This window comes from Herminiimonas sp. NPDC097707, from assembly GCF_044761395.1.
Classification (GTDB): domain Bacteria; phylum Pseudomonadota; class Gammaproteobacteria; order Burkholderiales; family Burkholderiaceae_D; genus Oxalicibacterium.
Genome location: NZ_JBIWCI010000001.1, coordinates 715,063 through 732,557, shown reverse-complemented (window position 1 = coordinate 732,557; position 17,495 = coordinate 715,063). Strand labels below are relative to the sequence as shown.

The window sequence follows — 17,495 nt, the reverse complement described above, 5'->3', positions numbered from 1 at the left end:
GCGCTACGGTTACAGCCGCATGGGCGGTATAATGTTGCCACTTTGAACCTTGCGTCAATTGACATCTCACTGTTAACACTGATTGCCTCTTTTCCGCCCTCTGCCGTGAATCCACTTCTGAACCAGCTGCAACCTTACCCCTTCGAGAAACTCAAGCAACTGTTTGCCGGTGTGACGCCGAACGCTGCTTATCGCCCCATCAGTCTCGGCATAGGCGAACCCAAGCATCCAACGCCGGCTTTTATACAAAAAGCGCTGGCCGACAATCTGGATGGTTTGGCGACCTATCCGACTACGGCCGGAACGGATGCCTTGCGTGCCACTATCGCGGGCTGGCTGGAGCGTCGTTACAACTTGCCCAAACTGGACCCGGCCACGCAAGTTCTGCCGGTCAACGGTTCGCGTGAAGCCTTGTTTGCACTGGCGCAAACCGTCATCGATCCAAGCCAGCATGCGCTGGTTGTATGCCCGAATCCGCTGTATCAAATTTACGAAGGTGCCGCTTACCTGGCCGGCGCCCAGCCTTATTTTGTCAATTGCGATCCGGCGCGCAACTTTGCGCCTGATTTTGCAGCCATCACACATGAAGTATGGTCGCGCGTGCAACTGGTCTACGTCTGTTCGCCGGGCAATCCGGCTGGCGCCGTATTGACGCTGGATGACTGGGCTGAACTGTTTGCCTTGTCCGATCGCTACAATTTCGTGATCGCGGCCGATGAATGCTATTCTGAAATTTACTTCAAGGCAGAAGCGCCGCTGGGCGGGCTGGAAGCCGCACACAAGCTGGGACGCAAGGGCTATCCGCGCCTGATCGGTTTTTCCAGCCTGTCGAAACGCTCCAATGTGCCGGGCATGCGCTCGGGTTTCGTCGCCGGCGATGCAGAAATTCTCAAAAAATTTCTGCTGTACCGCACCTACCACGGCAGCGCAATGAGCCCATCCGTGCAAAGCGCGTCAATTGCCGCCTGGAACGATGAACAGCACGTGATCGACAATCGCGAAAAATACATCCAGAAATTCAATCAGGTTACGCCGCTGCTGCAGGAAGTGATGGATGTATCGCTACCGGACGCCGGCTTCTACCTGTGGGCCAAAGTCGACAAGCTGGCTGCCATTGGCGATATCGAATTCGCGAAGCGCCTGTATGCCGAATATAATGTCACGGTATTGCCGGGCAGTTATCTTGGCCGCGAGGCGCATGGCATCAATCCCGGGCAAAATCGCATACGCATGGCGCTGGTAGCCGAAGTCGATGAATGCCTGGAAGCAGCACAGCGCATCGTTGAATTCACCCAAAAAATATCCCAGTCAGCTTCTTAATCATTTCTGTTAACCGATAAGTACTCACATGACACAACAACTCGAACAGATCATCGACCAGGCATGGGAAAACCGTGCAGATTTCTCCCCTAAAAATGCGCCGGCAGATTTGCGCAATGCAGTCGCACAAGTCATCGCTCAATTGAACGAAGGCACATTGCGCGTCGCGCAAAAAGACAGCGGCGCATGGGTCGTCAATCAATGGGTCAAGAAAGCTGTTCTGCTGTCCTTCCGTCTGGAAGACAACATCGCCATGCCATCCGGCGAGCACATGCAGTTCTACGACAAGGTGCCAACCAAGTTCGCCAACTACACGGCGGAAGATTTCGCCAAAGGCGGTTTCCGCGTGGTTCCTCCTGCAGTGGCTCGCCACGGCAGCTTCATAGGCAAAAACGTTGTCATGATGCCTTCCTTCGTCAACATCGGCGCCTACGTCGATGAAGGCTCGATGGTCGATGCATGGGCAACCGTCGGCTCCTGCGCACAGATCGGCAAGAACGTTCACTTGTCCGGCGGCGTCGGTATCGGCGGCGTGCTGGAACCTATGCAAGCTAACCCAACCATCATCGAAGACAACTGCTTCATCGGCGCCCGTTCGGAAATCGTTGAAGGCGTCATCGTTGAAGAAAACTCGGTTATTTCGATGGGCGTCTACATCGGCCAATCGACCAAGATTTACGATCGCGCTACCGGCGAAGTAACGTATGGCCGCATTCCTGCAGGCTCCGTCGTGGTGTCCGGCAACCTGCCATCCGCTGATGGCAAGTACAGCCTGTACTGCGCGGTGATCGTCAAACGCGTGGATGCAAAAACCCGTGCAAAAACCGGCATCAACGAACTGCTGCGTGACTAACAGCAATCGCAGGTGAACTGCAGAAACCAGCTGCAGTTTCGCATTTTCACTTCCACCAAGGATTAGCTCATGGCTATGGATCGGTTATTTCTCCTGATGAAGGAAAAAGCAGCATCTGACTTGTTTATCGCAGTCAATTCGCCGATCCATATCAAGATCAATGGCAATTTGATGCCGATCAACCAGCAGAAGCTGGACCAGAAAGCCATCATGTCGCTGCTGGCCGAAATCGTGTCGGCAGCGAAGCTGGAAGAGCTGGATCGGGATAACGAACTCAACATCGGTATCCCGGTGGCAGGCGTCGGCAGTTTCCGCCTGTCGGCGTTTCGCCAGCGCGGCAGCATCTCGGCCGTGCTGCGTTACATCCCGGGCGAGATTCCTGCGCTCAACAGCCTGGCACTGCCGCCCGTGCTGGCAGATCTGGTGATGGAAAAACGCGGGCTGCTGCTGGTCGTCGGCTCTACCGGCTCAGGCAAATCGACGACGATCGCTTCCATGCTCGATCATCGCAATGGCTTGCGTACCGGCCATATCCTGACGCTGGAAGATCCGATCGAGTTCCTGTTCAAGAACAAGAAATCGGTGGTCAATCAACGCGAAATCGGCAGCGATTCTACCGACCTGTCGACCGCCTTGCGCAATGCGCTGCGACAGGCGCCCGATTGCATCATGATCGGCGAAATTCGCGACAAGGAAACCATGGCGGCCGCGCTCGCCTATGCGCAGTCCGGCCATCTGGTCGTGGCCACACTGCATGCGAACAATAGTTATCAGGCCTTGACGCGGATCATCAATTTCTATCCGATTGAAAACCGCCAGTCGCTGCTGACCGATCTTTCGTCCACCCTGCGCGCGGTTGTGTCGCAACGCCTGATTGGCGCCATCAACGGAGATCGGCGCGCTGCAGTCGAAATCATGCTGAATACGCGTTACGTCGCGGAACTGATCGAACAGGGTGAGATCACGCAGATCAAGGAAGCGATCGAAAAGAGTATGTCGCCAGGCTCGCAAACCTTCGAGCAGGCATTGATGCAACTGATCAAGGATGGCGTGGTGACGCAGGACGAAGCGCTGGCCCACGCCGATTCGGCCAGCAATCTGTTCTGGCTGTTGAATAACTCGGCACAAAAAATTGAAGTCGAAGAGCCGGAAGAAGAACAAGGCGCGAGCTTCACCGAATTCACATTGAAAATGTAAGCATGACGATTAATCTGTATGGCATCCCCAATTGCGACACGGTCAAGAAAGCGCGCACCTGGTTAAGCAGCAATGGCACCGACTTTGTCTTTCACGATTTCAAGAAAGACGGCATTACGCGCGCGCTGATCGCAACGTGGTTACGCGATGTGCCGTGGGATGTGCTGGTCAATCGCAAGGGAACAACCTGGCGCAAGCTGCCTGACGAACGCAAGGCAGCTATCGTCGATGCGGCCAGCGCCACCGAACTGATGCTGGAATCACCATCGGTCATCAAGCGTCCGGTGCTGATCAGGAACGAAAAAACGACAGTCGGCTTTTCCGCCGATCTTTATCAACACATTTTTCAAGATTGATTTTATGAGCAAGACGCTCGCTCTCACTGAAGAACTGATTGCACTTTCATCGGTCACCCCTGAAGACAAAGGCTGCCAATCGCGCCTGATCGAATTATTGTCGCCTCTCGGTTTTGTCTGCGAAACCATAGAATCAGATGGCGTGACTAATCTGTGGGCACGCAAAGGCAGCGCTCAACCCTTGCTGGTATTCGCCGGCCATACCGACGTAGTGCCAACCGGCCCGCTGGATCAGTGGACTTCACCACCCTTCGTACCGACCCAACGCGACGGCAAACTGTATGGCCGCGGCGCTGCCGACATGAAAACCTCGATCGCTGCGATGGTCGTGGCGGCTGAAGAATTCGTGCACGCGCATCCGGACCACAAAGGCTCGATCGGCTTCCTGATCACCAGCGATGAAGAAGGCCCGGCCACCGATGGCACCGTGATTGTCTGCAATGCATTGAAGGCACGCGGCGAACAACTCGATTACTGCGTGGTCGGCGAACCGACTTCTTCCGATGTCCTGGGCGACACGATCAAGAACGGTCGTCGCGGCAGCATGTCCGGAAAATTGACGGTCAAAGGCATACAAGGCCACATCGCCTATCCGCAACTGGCGCGCAATCCTATTCACCAATGCGCACCTTCATTGGCAGAACTGGTCGCCGAAAAGTGGGACGATGGCAATGAATATTATTTGCCAACCTCATGGCAGGTCTCGAACATGCACGGCGGCGCAGGCGCCTCGAATGTGATTCCGGGCAATGTCGTGATCGACTTCAATTTCCGTTTCTGCACAGCCAGCACGGTCGAAGGTTTGCAACAGCGCGTACATGCGATTCTCGACAAGCACGGCCTCGAATACGATTTGAAATGGTCGATCAGCGGCTACCCTTTCCTGACACCTAAAGGCAGCTTGAGCGATGCGATGGCAGATGCAATCAAATCGGAAACCGGCGTCACGACAGAATTGTCGACCACCGGCGGCACCTCCGATGGCCGTTTCATCGCGCAGATTTGCCCGCAAGTCGTCGAGTTCGGCCCGCCGAACGGCAGCATACACAAAATCGATGAACACATCGAAGTGCGTTTCATCGATCCCTTGAAGAACATCTATCGTCGTACGATGGAAAATCTGCTGCTGTAAGGCAGCTGGCAACACATGTCATGGCCCACTGCAAACATGCAGCTTGTGGCCGGACATACTCCCGCCCGATAGCGTCATGCGCATATCGGGCGTCATCTTTTTTATTTTTTGCTGCATAGAACCATGCCTACCAAGCCTAACGATCTCTCCACCATTCGCGATCTGCTGCGTTATGCAGTCACCCGTTTCAATACCGCGAAGCTGTTCTTCGGGCATGGCAGCACCAATGCACTGGATGAAGCCGCCTACCTGATTCTGCACACGCTGAAACTGCCTCTCGACAAGCTCGATCCGTTTTTCGATGCCCATCTGTTGCAGCATGAAGTCGATGCCGTCCTGCGCGTGATCGAACAGCGCGCCGATGAACGCCTGCCTGCTGCCTACATCACCAACGAAGGCTGGCTGGGCGGTTACCACTTCTATGTCGATGAACGCGTCATCGTGCCGCGCTCCTTCATTGCAGAATTGATCCCGGATCAGTTCTCGCCATGGGTCAGCAATCCGGACAAGATCACCAACATCCTCGAACTGTGCACCGGTTCCGGCTGCCTGCCCATCATGCTGGCCGATGCCTTCCCGAATGCGCAGGTGGATGCAGTCGATATCTCGGCCGATGCGCTGGCGGTCGCGCGGCGCAATGTGGACGAATACGAATTGCAGGATCGCATTACATTGATCGAGTCCGATCTGTACACGAATGTGCCGGAAAACAAATACGATTTGATCATCACCAATCCGCCTTACGTCAATTCAACGTCCATGGGCAAGCTGCCGCCGGAATATCTGCGCGAGCCGCACATAGCATTGGCGGGCGGCGACGATGGCATGGATCTGGTGCGCAAGATCGTTGCCGGCGCAGCAAAACGCCTGACACCTAACGGTTTGCTGATGGTCGAAATCGGTAACGAACGGGTATATGCAGAAGCCGCCTTTCCGGAATTGAACCTGACCTGGCTCACCACCAGTGCCGGCGACGACATGGTGTTTCTGGTCACAGCGGATCAGTTGCAATAAGTCTCAGGATCGACAGCAGAATCTTGCTGTCGATATCTCGCGATCGCATGCACATTGCAGATCACGATTTCGGCTTGCGAGAAGACATTTTCCCGCCAGCCATTTTTAACTCATTTATTAAAGAAGCAAAGCTGGCAGCAAGCGCTGTCGGCTTACACACCATATGATCCGTTTTCAACAAGTTTCACTCATGCGTGGCATCAAGCCGCTGCTCGACAAAGTCGACGTCACACTCAATCCCGGCGACAAAATCGGCTTGATCGGCGCCAATGGTGCAGGTAAATCCAGTCTGTTCGGTCTGCTGCGCGGCGAGTTGCACGCCGACCTCGGCACGATCGATTTTCCGGCCAAATGGCGTGTCGCTTACGTCGCGCAAGAAACACCGCCACTGGAACGCTCGGCCATCGATTACGCCATCGACGGCGACGTGACCTTGCGCCGCCTGGAAGAAGAACTGGCTTTTCTCGAAAGCGAACCGGACACAGCCGACAACGGTACGCTGATCGGCGATCTGTACAGCGCGCTGGCCGATGCCGATGCCTACACTGTACGCTCGCGCGGCGAACAATTGCTGCTCGGCCTGGGCTTCACGATGGCGCAAATGGAGCAACCCGTTGCCAGCTTCTCCGGCGGCTGGCGCATGCGCCTGAATCTGGCGCAAGCACTGATGTGTCCTTCCGATCTGCTACTGCTCGATGAACCAACCAACCATCTGGATCTGGACGCCATCATCTGGCTGGAAGACTGGCTCAAACGTTATCCCGGCACTTTGCTCGTCATCTCTCATGATAGAGATTTCCTGGATGCCGTCGTCAACGTCATCGTGCATATCGACGAACGTAAATTGAAGCGTTACTCGGGCAATTACTCCGGCTTCGAGCGTCAGCGTGCAGCACAAATGATCCTGGCGCAAAGCGCGCTGGAAAAACAAACCCGCCAACGCGCTCATCTGGAGTCCTTCATTAACCGCTTCAAGGCGCAAGCCAGCAAGGCGCGTCAGGCGCAAAGCCGGATGAAGGCCTTGGAGAAAATGGAAGAGCTCGCTCCCTTGCGTGCTGCGGCTGAATTCTCATTCGAATTCCGCGAACCGGCTGCTGCACCGAATCCCTTGCTGGTGATGGAGAACGTCGATGCCGGTTACCGCATCGAAAATGAAACCGATTATTCGATCACGGAAAAGAAAATTGTTTCCGGCATCAACTTCTCATTACAGATCGGCCAGCGCATCGGCCTGCTCGGTGTCAACGGCGCCGGCAAATCGACACTGATCAAAACCATCGCAGCAGAACTGCAACCGCTGAGCGGCGTATCGGAATTCGGCAAAGGACTGGCTATCGGCTACTTCGCCCAGCATCAGGTGGAAATGCTGCGTCATGAAGAATCGCCCTTATGGCATCTGGCGCATATCGCACCGAATGTCCGTGAGCAGGAGCTGCGCAACTTCCTCGGCAGCTTCAACTTCAACGGCGCCATGGTCACCAGCAAGATCGCCCCGTTCTCCGGCGGTGAAAAAGCACGTCTCGCGCTAGCACTGATCGTCTGGCAACGCCCCAACCTCTTGCTGCTCGATGAGCCGACCAACCATCTGGATCTGGAAACACGCGAAGCACTGACGATGGCGCTGGCGCAATTCGAAGGCACGTTGATGGTTGTCTCACATGACAGGCATTTGTTGCGCGCCACCACCGACGAATTCATCATCGTCGCCGATGGCAAACTGCAACCCTTCGACGGCGATCTGGACGATTACAAGGATTGGCTGTTCAAGACCAAACTGGCCACCAAGAACGCCGCCGCCGGCAATGCCGCACTACCGGCCGTCAAGGAAAAATCTGCCAGCGTAATCGCACCTGCCGCACCCGCTGCAGCATCAGTAGACAAGCGTGAGCAGAAAAAACAGGAGGCGGAAGATCGCCAAAAACTGGCAGCGCGCAAAAAACCGATAGAACTCAAAATCAAAAAACTGGAAGAGCAGATCGCCAAACGCAATGCACAGAAAGCTGTCGTGGAAACCGCCCTTGCCGATCCCCTAATATACGACGCCGCCAAGAAAAAGGAATTGAAGCAGTTGCTGGCAGATCAGACTTTCTACACGAAAGAAGTTGCGCAACTGGAGGCGGAATGGCTGGAACAGCAGGAAGCGCTGGAACAAGCCAATCACTGACCGGCAGGATAAACACCCATGAGCAAGCCGAAAACACTCTCCATCATCGGTTGCGGCAAAGTCGGCCAGACGCTGGCGCGCTTGTGGGTGCAGCATCACACTGTCCGGATTCAGGACATACTCAACACTTCCAGCCAAAGCGGCACGCATGCCGCTGCTTTCGTCGGCGCCGGACACGTCGCGAGCGACTATGCTGATCTGCATGCTGCCGATATTTTCCTCATCGCGGCACCCGATGACAGCATTATCAATTGCTGCGAAGCGTTGGCACGCACCAACTGTCTGACGGCAAACAGCATCGTCTTCCACTGTAGCGGTGCCCTTTCCTCATCCGTATTGCACAGCGCCAGCGAACGCGGCGCAGCCGTCGCCAGCATTCACCCGATACGCAGCTTTGCCGCACCTGCAAAGGTCGTTGCAGATTTTGCCGGCACCTACTGCGGCGTGGAAGGCGACCAGCGCGCAATCGAGGTATTGAGCGCAGCATTCACCGCAATCGGCGCAGAGTTCGTCCCCATTAATCGCGATGCAAAGGTTCTGTATCACGCGGCAGCGGTATTCGCTTCCAACTATCTGGTAACGCTGCTGGACACTGCCGTGCAAACCTACGGCAAGGCAGGCATACCTGAAGACACTGCCTTGAAAATGATGGCTGCTCTGGTAAGGGAAACAAGCGAGAATGTTTTGCAGCTCGGTCCCGAGCAAGCACTGACAGGGCCAATTGCGCGTAATGATGTTGCGACTGTCCTCACCCAATATCGCACAGTCAATATGTGGAACAGGCGCTATGGCGCACTCTACAAACAACTGGGGAAATTAACCGCGCATCTGGCACATCGGCGCAAGAGTAAATAAAACCTGTCGGTAGGACGATGAAATCAAGTTCCGATCAAGCCAGCTGCGATATTGATCGACAAACCGATGATAGCGACGTTGAATAGAAAACTTAGCACCGACTGCGCCAGCACTGCCTTGCGCATGCCGGGAGACATCACCGTCACATCAGAAGTCTGCGCAGCCACGGCGATCGTAAAAGAAAAATATAGAAAGTCCCAATAATCCGGATTGAGCTCCGCATCCGGGAAACGCAATGCTCTCCGATTTGCTGGTGATTGGTAATACAGGCGCGCGTAATGAAAGGTGTAAATCGCTCCCAGCAACAGCCAGGAACCCAATACCGTCATGCCGGTAAACACGTAATGGGAAAATTTCAACGCACCGGACAGGCCTTTTGCCGACGTCAACTCAAGGACGATCGCAACCAGACTCAAGGTCGCCACGATAGACAAAATCCCCAGCACCGTCACTGCACCATCATCCTCGCGCCCCGCAATTTCCCTCACCCGTGCGCGATTGGCTGTGGCCATCACCCACCCCATCTGCAACAGATTCGCCCATACCGCAACATTCCACCCAACCAAAAACCGCGTCACCAGCCGCCAGGAATCAGGCGTAACGATGCCGACGATGAGACCGGTCAAGACGATCGATGTCAGGCGCAGGTGGGAATGGGCAAAGCGAGATGTCTTATGCATGAACAGAGTCACCGTCAAGATCAGGGGAAATTTCCGATTCAGGGCAATTTCTTGTAGCGATGAATATACCGCCGATTCAAACGATACATATGACGCTCACGCAAATACTTTATGCACTTTGGCGAAGAAAATAAAAGATCAGGCAAGCAGCCCAATCTTTAACACGGCTTCGGCCTGGAACGTTTCTTTGAACCTTGATCAATCTTCCGCAGTGACAGGCACTTCAGTCACGACATCCGGCAAGCCAGAAAGAATCATCAGTTGCACGCGACGATTACGCAAGCGCCCGTCCATCGTCTCGTTACTGTCGACCGGTTGATTGGCGCCGTGGCCCATCGCGACCAGGCGTTTTTCATTCATCCCGCTGTCGAGAAACAGGCGCACCACGCTGCTGGCGCGCACGGCGGACAATTCCCAGTTGGACGGGAACATCGCATTGTTGATCGGGACATTATCGGTGTGGCCTTCGACCTGAATGTCGTTATCGACCTTGTTCAAGACTTCCGCCACGGCGCGCAAGGCTTTTTCGGATTGTGCACTGAGCTTGGCTTCGCCGGGTGCAAACAGCACGCTGGCATTGATTTCGACGCTGACGCCACGATTGGTTTGTGTCACGCGCACTTTGCCTTCCCTGATCAGCGGCGCCATCGCCTTCAGGATATCGCGTGCGATATTGGTCATGCGGGCTTTTTCGCGTTTGGTGGCGGCATCATTGGCGCGCTGCGATTGCGATTGTACCGGCATGGGCAGCGGTAATATGGGCGCGCTCGATTCAACCGGATCTTTCAGCGCCGGCGCTTTGGGCGTGATGCCGCTGAATGCAATGCCGAGCGAGTTGGACAGGATGCGGTATTTACCTTCGTTGACCGAAGAAATTGCATACATGACGACGAAAAAGGCAAACAGCAAGGTAATGAAGTCGGCATAAGACACCAGCCAACGCTCATGATTTTCGTGTTCTTCTTCGTGTTTTCTACGCGCCATGTGTGCTCAGTCTGCCGATGATGGAAGCAAAGTTGCCTTACATCAGATAGATATTCATCCGCTCTTCGATCAAGCGTGGATTGTCACCAGCGGCAATGCCGGCAAATGCATCGGCCAGCATTTCATGCTTGAAGACATCGCGATTGACGATGGCCTTGAGTTTGCTGGAAATCGGCAGGAACACCAGATTGGCAAAACCGACACCGTAAATCGTCGCCACGAAAGCCACGGCGATACCGCTACCAAGACGGGACGGATCCGACAGGTTTTCCATCACATGGATCAAACCCAGAACGGCGCCCAGAATGCCGATGGTAGGTGCGTAACCGCCGGCTGCTTCCCATATCTTGATCGACAGGCGTTGCTGCGTTTCATACGCGCCGATTTCCATATCCAGCACTTCGCGCAATTTATGCGGATCGACACCGTCGACAATCAGACGCAAACCGTGTGCGACGAATGGATCGTGGACATCCTTGATCATGCGCTCCAGACTCAGCAAGCCTTCACGGCGCGCCACTGTGCTCCAGTTGGTGACGTCATGCATCAGGCTCGCGTAATTATCGTCCTGCGGCATAAAAACGCGGCCGGCCATTTTCAGACCGGTCGCAAAGTTGTGCCAGCCGCTTTGCAGCAGCACCGCACCTATCGTGCCGACAATGACGATAATGAAGGCCGCCGGCTGTACCAGAGAGCCGAGTTTTCCGCCTTCCAGCATTTGCCCGGCAAGTATGCCGCCGAGCGCAAGCACGATACCAATTAAGCTACCCCAGTCCACGCCTTCTCCCTCAAGTTTGCACGCATCCTGGCGATGGCCTGGCTATGTAGTTGAGACACACGGGATTCGGTTACGCCCATGACGGCGCCGATTTCCTTCAGATTCATTTCCTGTTCGTAGTACAGACTCATCAGGATTTTTTCGCGCTCCGGCAAGGCTTCGATAGCAGCGATCACCGCTGAGCGGAAACCGGTATTCATCAAATTCTGCAAGGGATCGGGCGATTCGTCCGTGCAATAGCGATCGAGGAAATGCTCGTTGTCTTCGCTATCGTGAAAATCTTCGTAATAGACCAGTTGGTGGCCGCCGCCATCGCTGAGCAAATCCTGATAATCGGCCAGCGATAACTTGAGCTGCTTGGCGACTTCACTTTCATTCGGTGGGCGACCCAGCTTTTGCTGCAAGCTGTTCATCGCCACCTCGATCTTGCGCATGTTTTGACGCATGCTGCGCGGCATCCAGTCGCTGCTGCGCAATTCGTCCAGCATGGCGCCGCGTATGCGTTGCACTGCGTAGGTTTCAAATTGCGCGCCATGCGTTTCTTCGTAGCGGCCGACTGCATCGAGCAGCCCTATCATGCCGGCCTGAATCAGATCGTCGACTTCCACGCTGGGCGGCAACTTGGCTTTCATCTGATGCGCCAGTTTCTTGACCAGCGGCGCATGTTGGCTTACCAGGTGGTCCCTATCCGATCTTCCATCTGCCGTGTACATTGCTCAGGCCCCGAACTTGGCGCCATGGGCGGATAATGCAAAACGTTCTGCAAGACGACGAAATGCCACCGAGGCGCCTGCCATCGGGAAGGCGTCAATCACTGCGCGTCCCAGGCGTGCGGCGCGTGTCAGGTGATCGTCGGACGGTATCGAGCCGATGAACTGCAGCTGCACGGCCAGATAGCGGCTGGCTGCCTGCGCCATGTTTTGATAGACGATGTGTGCTTCGCGTTCATCGGCATCAGTGACCAGAATACCGAATGGCCGGCGCCCCAGTTGCGCGTTGAGACGCTTGATCAGCGAGTACGCTTCCTTGATCGATGCGGCAGCCGGAGAAACCTGCACCACGATATCGCCGCTCGCCATACCGGGAATCGGAAAATTGTCATTCTTATCCAGCTCGGCATCCACCACCAGCACATCGGACTGTGCTGCCAGCACGCCGAATGCATTGGACAGGCGACGCAACTGATCTGCATCGCGGCTGGCGGCATGGATTGAACCACTGGTCAGCGAAGCAAGGCCAAAACCCTGCGGCATGGACTGCACGACCTGATTCAAGGCACGCTGCTGACGTGCCACATCCAGCAGGGTCGCTTGCATATCGACACCCATGCGGCGCGTGATGCCGGCTGTCGATGCGCAGGCATCCAGCAGCACGACATCGCTGCCGCCGGAAGCAAGAGAGGCGCTCAAATTGACCAGCATTGCACTTTTATCGGCAACCGAAGTGGCGGACAAAAAAGTAAAAATGCGCGGCTTCGGTCCGGCCAGCATGCGCCGCAAACCTTCTGCCTGATCACATTCAAAACTAGCCAAGAATCACCTCACGCAGACTTTTATCGTTCATTGCTTTTGCTGTATTTGCCATTACCAAAGGAATTTCCGCATCATTGAACTGGAATGGCGCTGTCTCACGTTTGAGTTTGAATGCACGGTCGACCAGATATTGCTGGTTCGCGACATGCAGGTCTTCCGGCACGCGCTGTCCATTCGCCACGTAGTATAAGTTTAATTTCTGTCTGATGACTACATCTAGTGCACTACCTATGGTTGCAGCTTCATCAAGTTTGGTCAATATGCAACCGGCCAAGCCATCGCCCATGTAGGAACGCACAACTTCATTGAGCGTTTCTCCGGTCGAGGTGGCGTTCAGGCACAACAGACGTTTGACCTGGCTGCCTGCGCCCGTCAACATTGAGATCTGTTCTGCCACCATTTTGTCACGCTGACTGACGCCGACCGTATCGATCAATATCGTATGCTTGCCCTTGAGCTCATCGAGTGCGATGCGCAGGTCGGCTTCATCTTTCACCGAATGCACCATCACGCCGAGAATCTTGCCGTAGATGCGCAACTGCTCGTAGCCGCCGATACGATAACCGTCAGTCGTGATCAAGGCCAGTTTTCCCGGACCGTGACGCATCACGCAACGCGCCGCCAGTTTCGCGGTAGTCGTGGTTTTGCCGACACCGGTTGGACCGACCAGAGCGTAGACGCCGCCTTTTTCCAGGATTTCGTTTTCATTGCCGATAGTCGCCAGATTGCGCGTCAGGATCGCCTTGATCCAATCCATGCCACTCTGCTTGCTGGCGCCGGCCGGCATTCTTTCAGTCAGATAACGCGCCAGACTGGCGCTGAATCCGGCTGCCAGCATTTCACGCAATACGCCGGATTTGGCCGGCTCGCGTTTGTGCTGGTCGGTCCATGCCAGTTCAGCCAATTGCATTTCCAGCATGCCACGCATGGAACGGATTTCACTCATCACACTGTGCAGTTCGGCGCTGTTGATTTCGCTGGCTGCTGCTTGCAGCGGTGCGCTGGAGGCAATGGCTAACGGTGCCGGCTGTGCAGCCTGCTGCGTTTGATACTTGGGCGCCAGAGCTGCCAGCGTGGTTTCCGAAATCGTTTTCTCAACCATCGGCTCAGCCAGCGATGCCATATCTTCTCCAGCCAGCGCCAGAATCTCAACCCCGCCTTCGACTGCGCGATTGGAAAGAATCACGGCATCGGGACCCAGCGCTTCACGCACCAGGCTCCATGCGCCGCGCGACGTGCTTGCCGTAAATTTTCTTACATTCATACCTGGCCTCCAACTAAGCTAGTAACTCTAATCGTTTTTGAATCGGGCACTTCTGCGTGCGAAAGAACTTTCAACTGCGGCAATGCACGGCGCAGGAAACGCGCCAGCAGTGCCCTTAACTGTGCCGGCACCAGCAGTACCGGCGTCAATCCCATTTGCTCCTGTTGACGCGTCGCCGCTTCGGCTTGCGCGGCGATCGTATCGGCCAGGCCCGGCTCGATGCCCGCGCCTTCCGGTCCGCTGGCGCTCAAGGCTTGTGTCAGCAGGCGCTCGAGGCGATTATCCAGCGTCATCACGGACAATTCGTTCGTCGATGGGAACAACTGCTGCACGATGGCGCGACCCAGCGCGATGCGCACCAGCGCCGTCAATTCATTGACGTCTTGCGTATGCGTGGCATGCTCGGTCAATGTTTCGATAATGCTGTGCATGTCGCGTATGTGTACGCCTTCGATCAACAGGTTCTGCAAGACTTTTTGCAGGGTGGAGAGCGAAATCAGTTTCGGCACCAGGTCTTCCACCAGCTTCGGCGATTCCTTGGTCAGGTGTTCCAGCAATTGCTGCACTTCCTGGCGGCCCAGCAATTCAGCTGCGTGAGTGGTAATCAGATGATTCAAATGCGTGGCGACCACGGTGCCTGCATCGACCACGGTGTAACCCATGCCTTGCGCCTGTTCACGCAGGCTGGCATCTATCCAGGTAGCGGGCAAACCGAAGGCCGGATCGCTGGTGGCCTGGCCCGGCAGCGTGCCGCTCACCATGCCAGGATTGATGGCAAGGAACTGACCGGCCAGCGCTTCGCCGCTGCCCACTTCCACGCCTTTGAGCGTGATGCGATAAGCAGATGGCTTCAGTTCGAGGTTGTCGCGAATATGCACTGGCGGCGATAGGAAACCGACTTCCTGTGCGAATTTTTTGCGTATGCCCTTGATGCGACGCAGCAGCTCGCCGCTTTGCGATTTATCGACCAGCGGAATCAGGCGATAACCGACTTCAAGCCCGAGCGTATCGACTTGCACAATATCCTGCCAGCTGGCTTCCTCGACTTCCGGTGCTGCCGGCGGCGCCGTTACTTCCGGCTCGACTTGCGGCGCTTTCAATGCGCGTTGCGAAATCAGGTAGGCTGCGCCTGCCAACACGCCGGCCAGAAACAGAAAGGACATGTGCGGCATGCCGGGAATCAAACCCATGCCGCCGACGATTGCAGCGGTGATGTACAGCACCTGCGGCTTGGCGAATAACTGGCCAACCAGCTGGCCGCCAATGTCCTGTTCACTCGCGACACGTGATACGACGATACCGGCTGCAGTCGAAATGATCAGCGAAGGAATCTGCGCCACCAGACCGTCACCGATGGCGAGCAGCGTGTAGTTTTCCAGCGCCGCCGAAAACGCCATGTCATGCTGGACCATGCCGACGATCAGGCCGCCGACCACGTTGATCACGGTAACGATGATGCCGGCAATCGCATCGCCGCGCACGTATTTGCTGGCGCCGTCCATCGCGCCGTAGAATTCCGCTTCCTGCGCCACTTGCGTACGGCGCAAACGCGCATCCTGTTCGCCGATCAAACCGGCATTCAGATCGGCATCGATCGCCATCTGTTTACCCGGCATCGCATCCAGTGCAAAACGTGCACCCACCTCGGCAATACGGCCGGCACCCTTCGTCACCACGGTGAAGTTGATGATGGTCAGGATGATGAAGACCACCAGGCCGACGGTGTAGTTGCCGCCGATCAGAAAGTGACCGAAAGCTTCAATCACCTTGCCGGCAGCGTCCGGGCCGTTATGGCCTTCGGTCAGCACGACACGCGTGGAGGCGACGTTCAATGACAGGCGCAACATCGTGCTGACCAAAAGCACGGTCGGGAACACCATGAAGTCCAGCGGTTTAACCGTGTACAAAGCGGTCAGCAATACGATGATCGACAGTGCGATATTGAAGCTGAAGAAGATGTCCAGCACGATGGCCGGCAAAGGCAAAATCATCATCGACAACATCATGATGATGATCAACGGCGCGGCGATGGCTTTTGAACCAGGGCCCGTCATCCAGGCTGGCATTTTCAGGCTATTCATTGTGGCAGGCCATTGGTATCTGCATCTTCTGCAGCGGGGTTAAGAGGATCAAGTTCGGGAGGCACTTCGAGGTCGCCCGGTTTTTCCGGACGCGCGCCGCCGTTTTTGCTGTAGGCGCGCAACTGGAATACATACGCCAGCACTTCCGCCACCGCGATATACAGTGCTTCCGGAATTTCATCGCCGAGCTCTGCGTGACGGAACAAGGCACGCGCCAATGGCGGCGCTTCCAGCATCACCACATTGTTTTCCATCGCGATTTCGCGGATTTTAGCAGCGACTTCATCGGCACCCTTGGCAACCACGGTCGGTGCGCGCATGCCGTTTTCGGAATACTTGAGCGCGACTGCATAGTGCGTCGGGTTGGTCACCACCACGTCTGCGGTCGGCACTTCAGTCATCATGCGGCGACGCGCCATTTCGCGCTGTTGCTGGCGAATCTTGGCCTTGATTTCCGGATTACCGTCGGATTCCTTGGACTCCTGGCGCACATCCTGACGCGACATCATCAATTTCTTCGCGTGCTGCCACATCTGATACGGCGCATCAATGCCGGCAATGATGATCAAGCCGCTGACTATGAAAACAAAGCTGACCAGCAGCAGATGCCCCAAATGTTCAATCCCGGATTGCAGCGGTGTCACGCTCAAGGCCAGCACCGAATCGATTTCATGCTTCATCACTGTCCATGCAATGAAACCGATCAGGAGGGTTTTGGCAATCGCCTTGCCCAGCTCTACGGCTGAACGAGTGGAAACCATATTGCCCAGGCCCTTGATCGGATTCATGCGACCGAAATTTGGTTGCAGTGCCTGGGCGCTGAACAACCAGCCGCCGATCAGCATCGGCGAAGCCAGCGCGACCACAATCAGGATCAGTGCGGCGGGTGCAAATGCAATAAGTAATTTGATGATGCTGGCAGCGGCGTGCGCCAGCAGCAATTCCATGTCGAACGCCATGGCGCGATCGAAGTTCAGGCCGGCAGCCAGCATGCTGTTGAGTTCCGCGATCATATTGCCGCCGGTGAACCAGAAAGCCGCACTCGCGCCCAGCAACAGCGTACAGGTTGCCAGCTCGCGCGAACGCGGGACGTCACCCTGCTCCCGCGCCTGTTCCAGCTTGCGCGGTGACGCGGGTTCTGTCTTTTCGAGATCACTTTCTTCAGCCAAAGCCGACTCCTGGAGCAAACCGGCTGGCGTTCAACATGACGCCATACGGAGCTATGAGTGGATTATTGGCCAGAAAGCCTGAAGGTCATCGAGGGAATAGGCTGGGAAATACCCGC

At 55.8% G+C, this 17,495-nt stretch carries 16 protein-coding genes; 8 read left to right on the top strand and 8 right to left on the bottom strand.

The window, feature by feature from the left end:
• Window positions 1–105 precede the first annotated feature (105 nt).
• The 8 genes from dapC to ACIQW9_RS03440 all read left to right on the top strand — a co-directional run bounded on the left by dapC (window position 106) and on the right by ACIQW9_RS03440 (window position 8,891).
• A complete protein-coding gene (dapC, locus tag ACIQW9_RS03475) occupies window positions 106–1,320 on the top strand; it encodes a succinyldiaminopimelate transaminase (RefSeq protein WP_402332982.1) in 1,215 nt (404 codons plus the stop codon).
• Between the two features lie 28 nt (window positions 1,321–1,348).
• Entirely contained in the window at window positions 1,349–2,173 is an 825-nt protein-coding gene (gene dapD / locus ACIQW9_RS03470; protein WP_402332979.1) for a 2,3,4,5-tetrahydropyridine-2,6-dicarboxylate N-succinyltransferase, read from the top strand.
• Between the two features lie 69 nt (window positions 2,174–2,242).
• Complete coding sequence (locus ACIQW9_RS03465; RefSeq protein WP_402332976.1) at window positions 2,243–3,370, top strand: PilT/PilU family type 4a pilus ATPase; 1,128 nt, start codon at window positions 2,243–2,245, stop codon at window positions 3,368–3,370.
• Window positions 3,371–3,372: 2 nt separating this feature from the next.
• A complete protein-coding gene (locus ACIQW9_RS03460) occupies window positions 3,373–3,726 on the top strand; it encodes an ArsC family reductase (RefSeq protein WP_402332974.1) in 354 nt (117 codons plus the stop codon).
• Between the two features lie 4 nt (window positions 3,727–3,730).
• Window positions 3,731–4,858 (top strand): succinyl-diaminopimelate desuccinylase, encoded by a 1,128-nt coding sequence (gene dapE / locus ACIQW9_RS03455; RefSeq protein WP_402332971.1) that lies wholly within the window; start codon window positions 3,731–3,733, stop codon window positions 4,856–4,858.
• A 123-nt stretch (window positions 4,859–4,981) separates the two neighbouring features.
• Window positions 4,982–5,872 (top strand): 50S ribosomal protein L3 N(5)-glutamine methyltransferase, encoded by an 891-nt coding sequence (gene prmB, locus ACIQW9_RS03450; protein WP_402332968.1) that lies wholly within the window; start codon window positions 4,982–4,984, stop codon window positions 5,870–5,872.
• Window positions 5,873–6,062: 190 nt separating this feature from the next.
• Window positions 6,063–8,036 carry an ATP-binding cassette domain-containing protein gene (locus ACIQW9_RS03445; RefSeq protein ID WP_402332966.1) on the top strand — a complete coding sequence of 658 codons (1,974 nt, stop codon included), beginning with the start codon at window positions 6,063–6,065 and terminating at the stop codon, window positions 8,034–8,036.
• A gap of 18 nt (window positions 8,037–8,054) precedes the next feature.
• A complete protein-coding gene (locus ACIQW9_RS03440) occupies window positions 8,055–8,891 on the top strand; it encodes a Rossmann-like and DUF2520 domain-containing protein (protein ID WP_402332963.1) in 837 nt (278 codons plus the stop codon).
• Window positions 8,892–8,914: 23 nt separating this feature from the next.
• Here ACIQW9_RS03440 and ACIQW9_RS03435 read toward each other — a convergent pair whose 3' ends face one another.
• The 8 genes from ACIQW9_RS03435 to flhB form a co-directional block, all read right to left on the bottom strand.
• Entirely contained in the window at window positions 8,915–9,571 is a 657-nt protein-coding gene (locus ACIQW9_RS03435) for a DUF1345 domain-containing protein (RefSeq protein ID WP_402332961.1), read from the bottom strand.
• Between the two features lie 198 nt (window positions 9,572–9,769).
• Window positions 9,770–10,555 carry a flagellar motor protein MotD gene (gene motD, locus ACIQW9_RS03430; protein ID WP_402332959.1) on the bottom strand — a complete coding sequence of 262 codons (786 nt, stop codon included), beginning with the start codon at window positions 10,553–10,555 and terminating at the stop codon, window positions 9,770–9,772.
• Between the two features lie 37 nt (window positions 10,556–10,592).
• Entirely contained in the window at window positions 10,593–11,333 is a 741-nt protein-coding gene (locus ACIQW9_RS03425) for a flagellar motor protein (RefSeq protein ID WP_402332957.1), read from the bottom strand.
• The gene (locus ACIQW9_RS03420; RefSeq protein WP_402332954.1) at window positions 11,315–12,046 is read right to left on the bottom strand and encodes an RNA polymerase sigma factor FliA; all 732 of its coding nucleotides are present in this window, start codon (window positions 12,044–12,046) and stop codon (window positions 11,315–11,317) included. The genes ACIQW9_RS03425 and ACIQW9_RS03420 overlap by 19 nt, the downstream gene beginning before the upstream one ends.
• A gap of 3 nt (window positions 12,047–12,049) precedes the next feature.
• Complete coding sequence (locus ACIQW9_RS03415; RefSeq protein WP_402332951.1) at window positions 12,050–12,865, bottom strand: MinD/ParA family protein; 816 nt, start codon at window positions 12,863–12,865, stop codon at window positions 12,050–12,052.
• Window positions 12,858–14,129, bottom strand: a complete 1,272-nt coding sequence (gene flhF / locus ACIQW9_RS03410; RefSeq protein ID WP_402332948.1) for a flagellar biosynthesis protein FlhF — start codon at window positions 14,127–14,129, stop codon at window positions 12,858–12,860. Before flhF ends, ACIQW9_RS03415 begins: the two co-directional genes overlap by 8 nt.
• Window positions 14,126–16,210: a flagellar biosynthesis protein FlhA gene (gene flhA, locus ACIQW9_RS03405; RefSeq protein ID WP_402332945.1), complete on the bottom strand. Its 2,085-nt coding sequence runs from the start codon at window positions 16,208–16,210 to the stop codon at window positions 14,126–14,128. Before flhA ends, flhF begins: the two co-directional genes overlap by 4 nt.
• Entirely contained in the window at window positions 16,207–17,379 is a 1,173-nt protein-coding gene (gene flhB / locus ACIQW9_RS03400; RefSeq protein WP_402332942.1) for a flagellar biosynthesis protein FlhB, read from the bottom strand. Before flhB ends, flhA begins: the two co-directional genes overlap by 4 nt.
• Window positions 17,380–17,495 lie beyond the last annotated feature (116 nt).

What these genes read in the sequence shown, in the direction of transcription:
- flhA (WP_402332945.1), bottom strand. Translation starts at nt 16,210, where the DNA reads ATGAATAGCCTGAAAATGCCAGCCTGGATGACGGGCCCTGGTTCAAAA.
- ACIQW9_RS03440 (WP_402332963.1), top strand. Translation starts at nt 8,055, where the DNA reads ATGAGCAAGCCGAAAACACTCTCCATCATCGGTTGCGGCAAAGTCGGC.
- ACIQW9_RS03445 (WP_402332966.1), top strand. Translation starts at nt 6,063, where the DNA reads ATGCGTGGCATCAAGCCGCTGCTCGACAAAGTCGACGTCACACTCAAT.
- dapD (WP_402332979.1), top strand. Translation starts at nt 1,349, where the DNA reads ATGACACAACAACTCGAACAGATCATCGACCAGGCATGGGAAAACCGT.
- ACIQW9_RS03460 (WP_402332974.1), top strand. Translation starts at nt 3,373, where the DNA reads ATGACGATTAATCTGTATGGCATCCCCAATTGCGACACGGTCAAGAAA.
- dapE (WP_402332971.1), top strand. Translation starts at nt 3,731, where the DNA reads ATGAGCAAGACGCTCGCTCTCACTGAAGAACTGATTGCACTTTCATCG.
- motD (WP_402332959.1), bottom strand. Translation starts at nt 10,555, where the DNA reads ATGGCGCGTAGAAAACACGAAGAAGAACACGAAAATCATGAGCGTTGG.
- ACIQW9_RS03435 (WP_402332961.1), bottom strand. Translation starts at nt 9,571, where the DNA reads ATGCATAAGACATCTCGCTTTGCCCATTCCCACCTGCGCCTGACATCG.
- ACIQW9_RS03420 (WP_402332954.1), bottom strand. Translation starts at nt 12,046, where the DNA reads ATGTACACGGCAGATGGAAGATCGGATAGGGACCACCTGGTAAGCCAA.
- flhF (WP_402332948.1), bottom strand. Translation starts at nt 14,129, where the DNA reads ATGAATGTAAGAAAATTTACGGCAAGCACGTCGCGCGGCGCATGGAGC.
- ACIQW9_RS03465 (WP_402332976.1), top strand. Translation starts at nt 2,243, where the DNA reads ATGGCTATGGATCGGTTATTTCTCCTGATGAAGGAAAAAGCAGCATCT.
- prmB (WP_402332968.1), top strand. Translation starts at nt 4,982, where the DNA reads ATGCCTACCAAGCCTAACGATCTCTCCACCATTCGCGATCTGCTGCGT.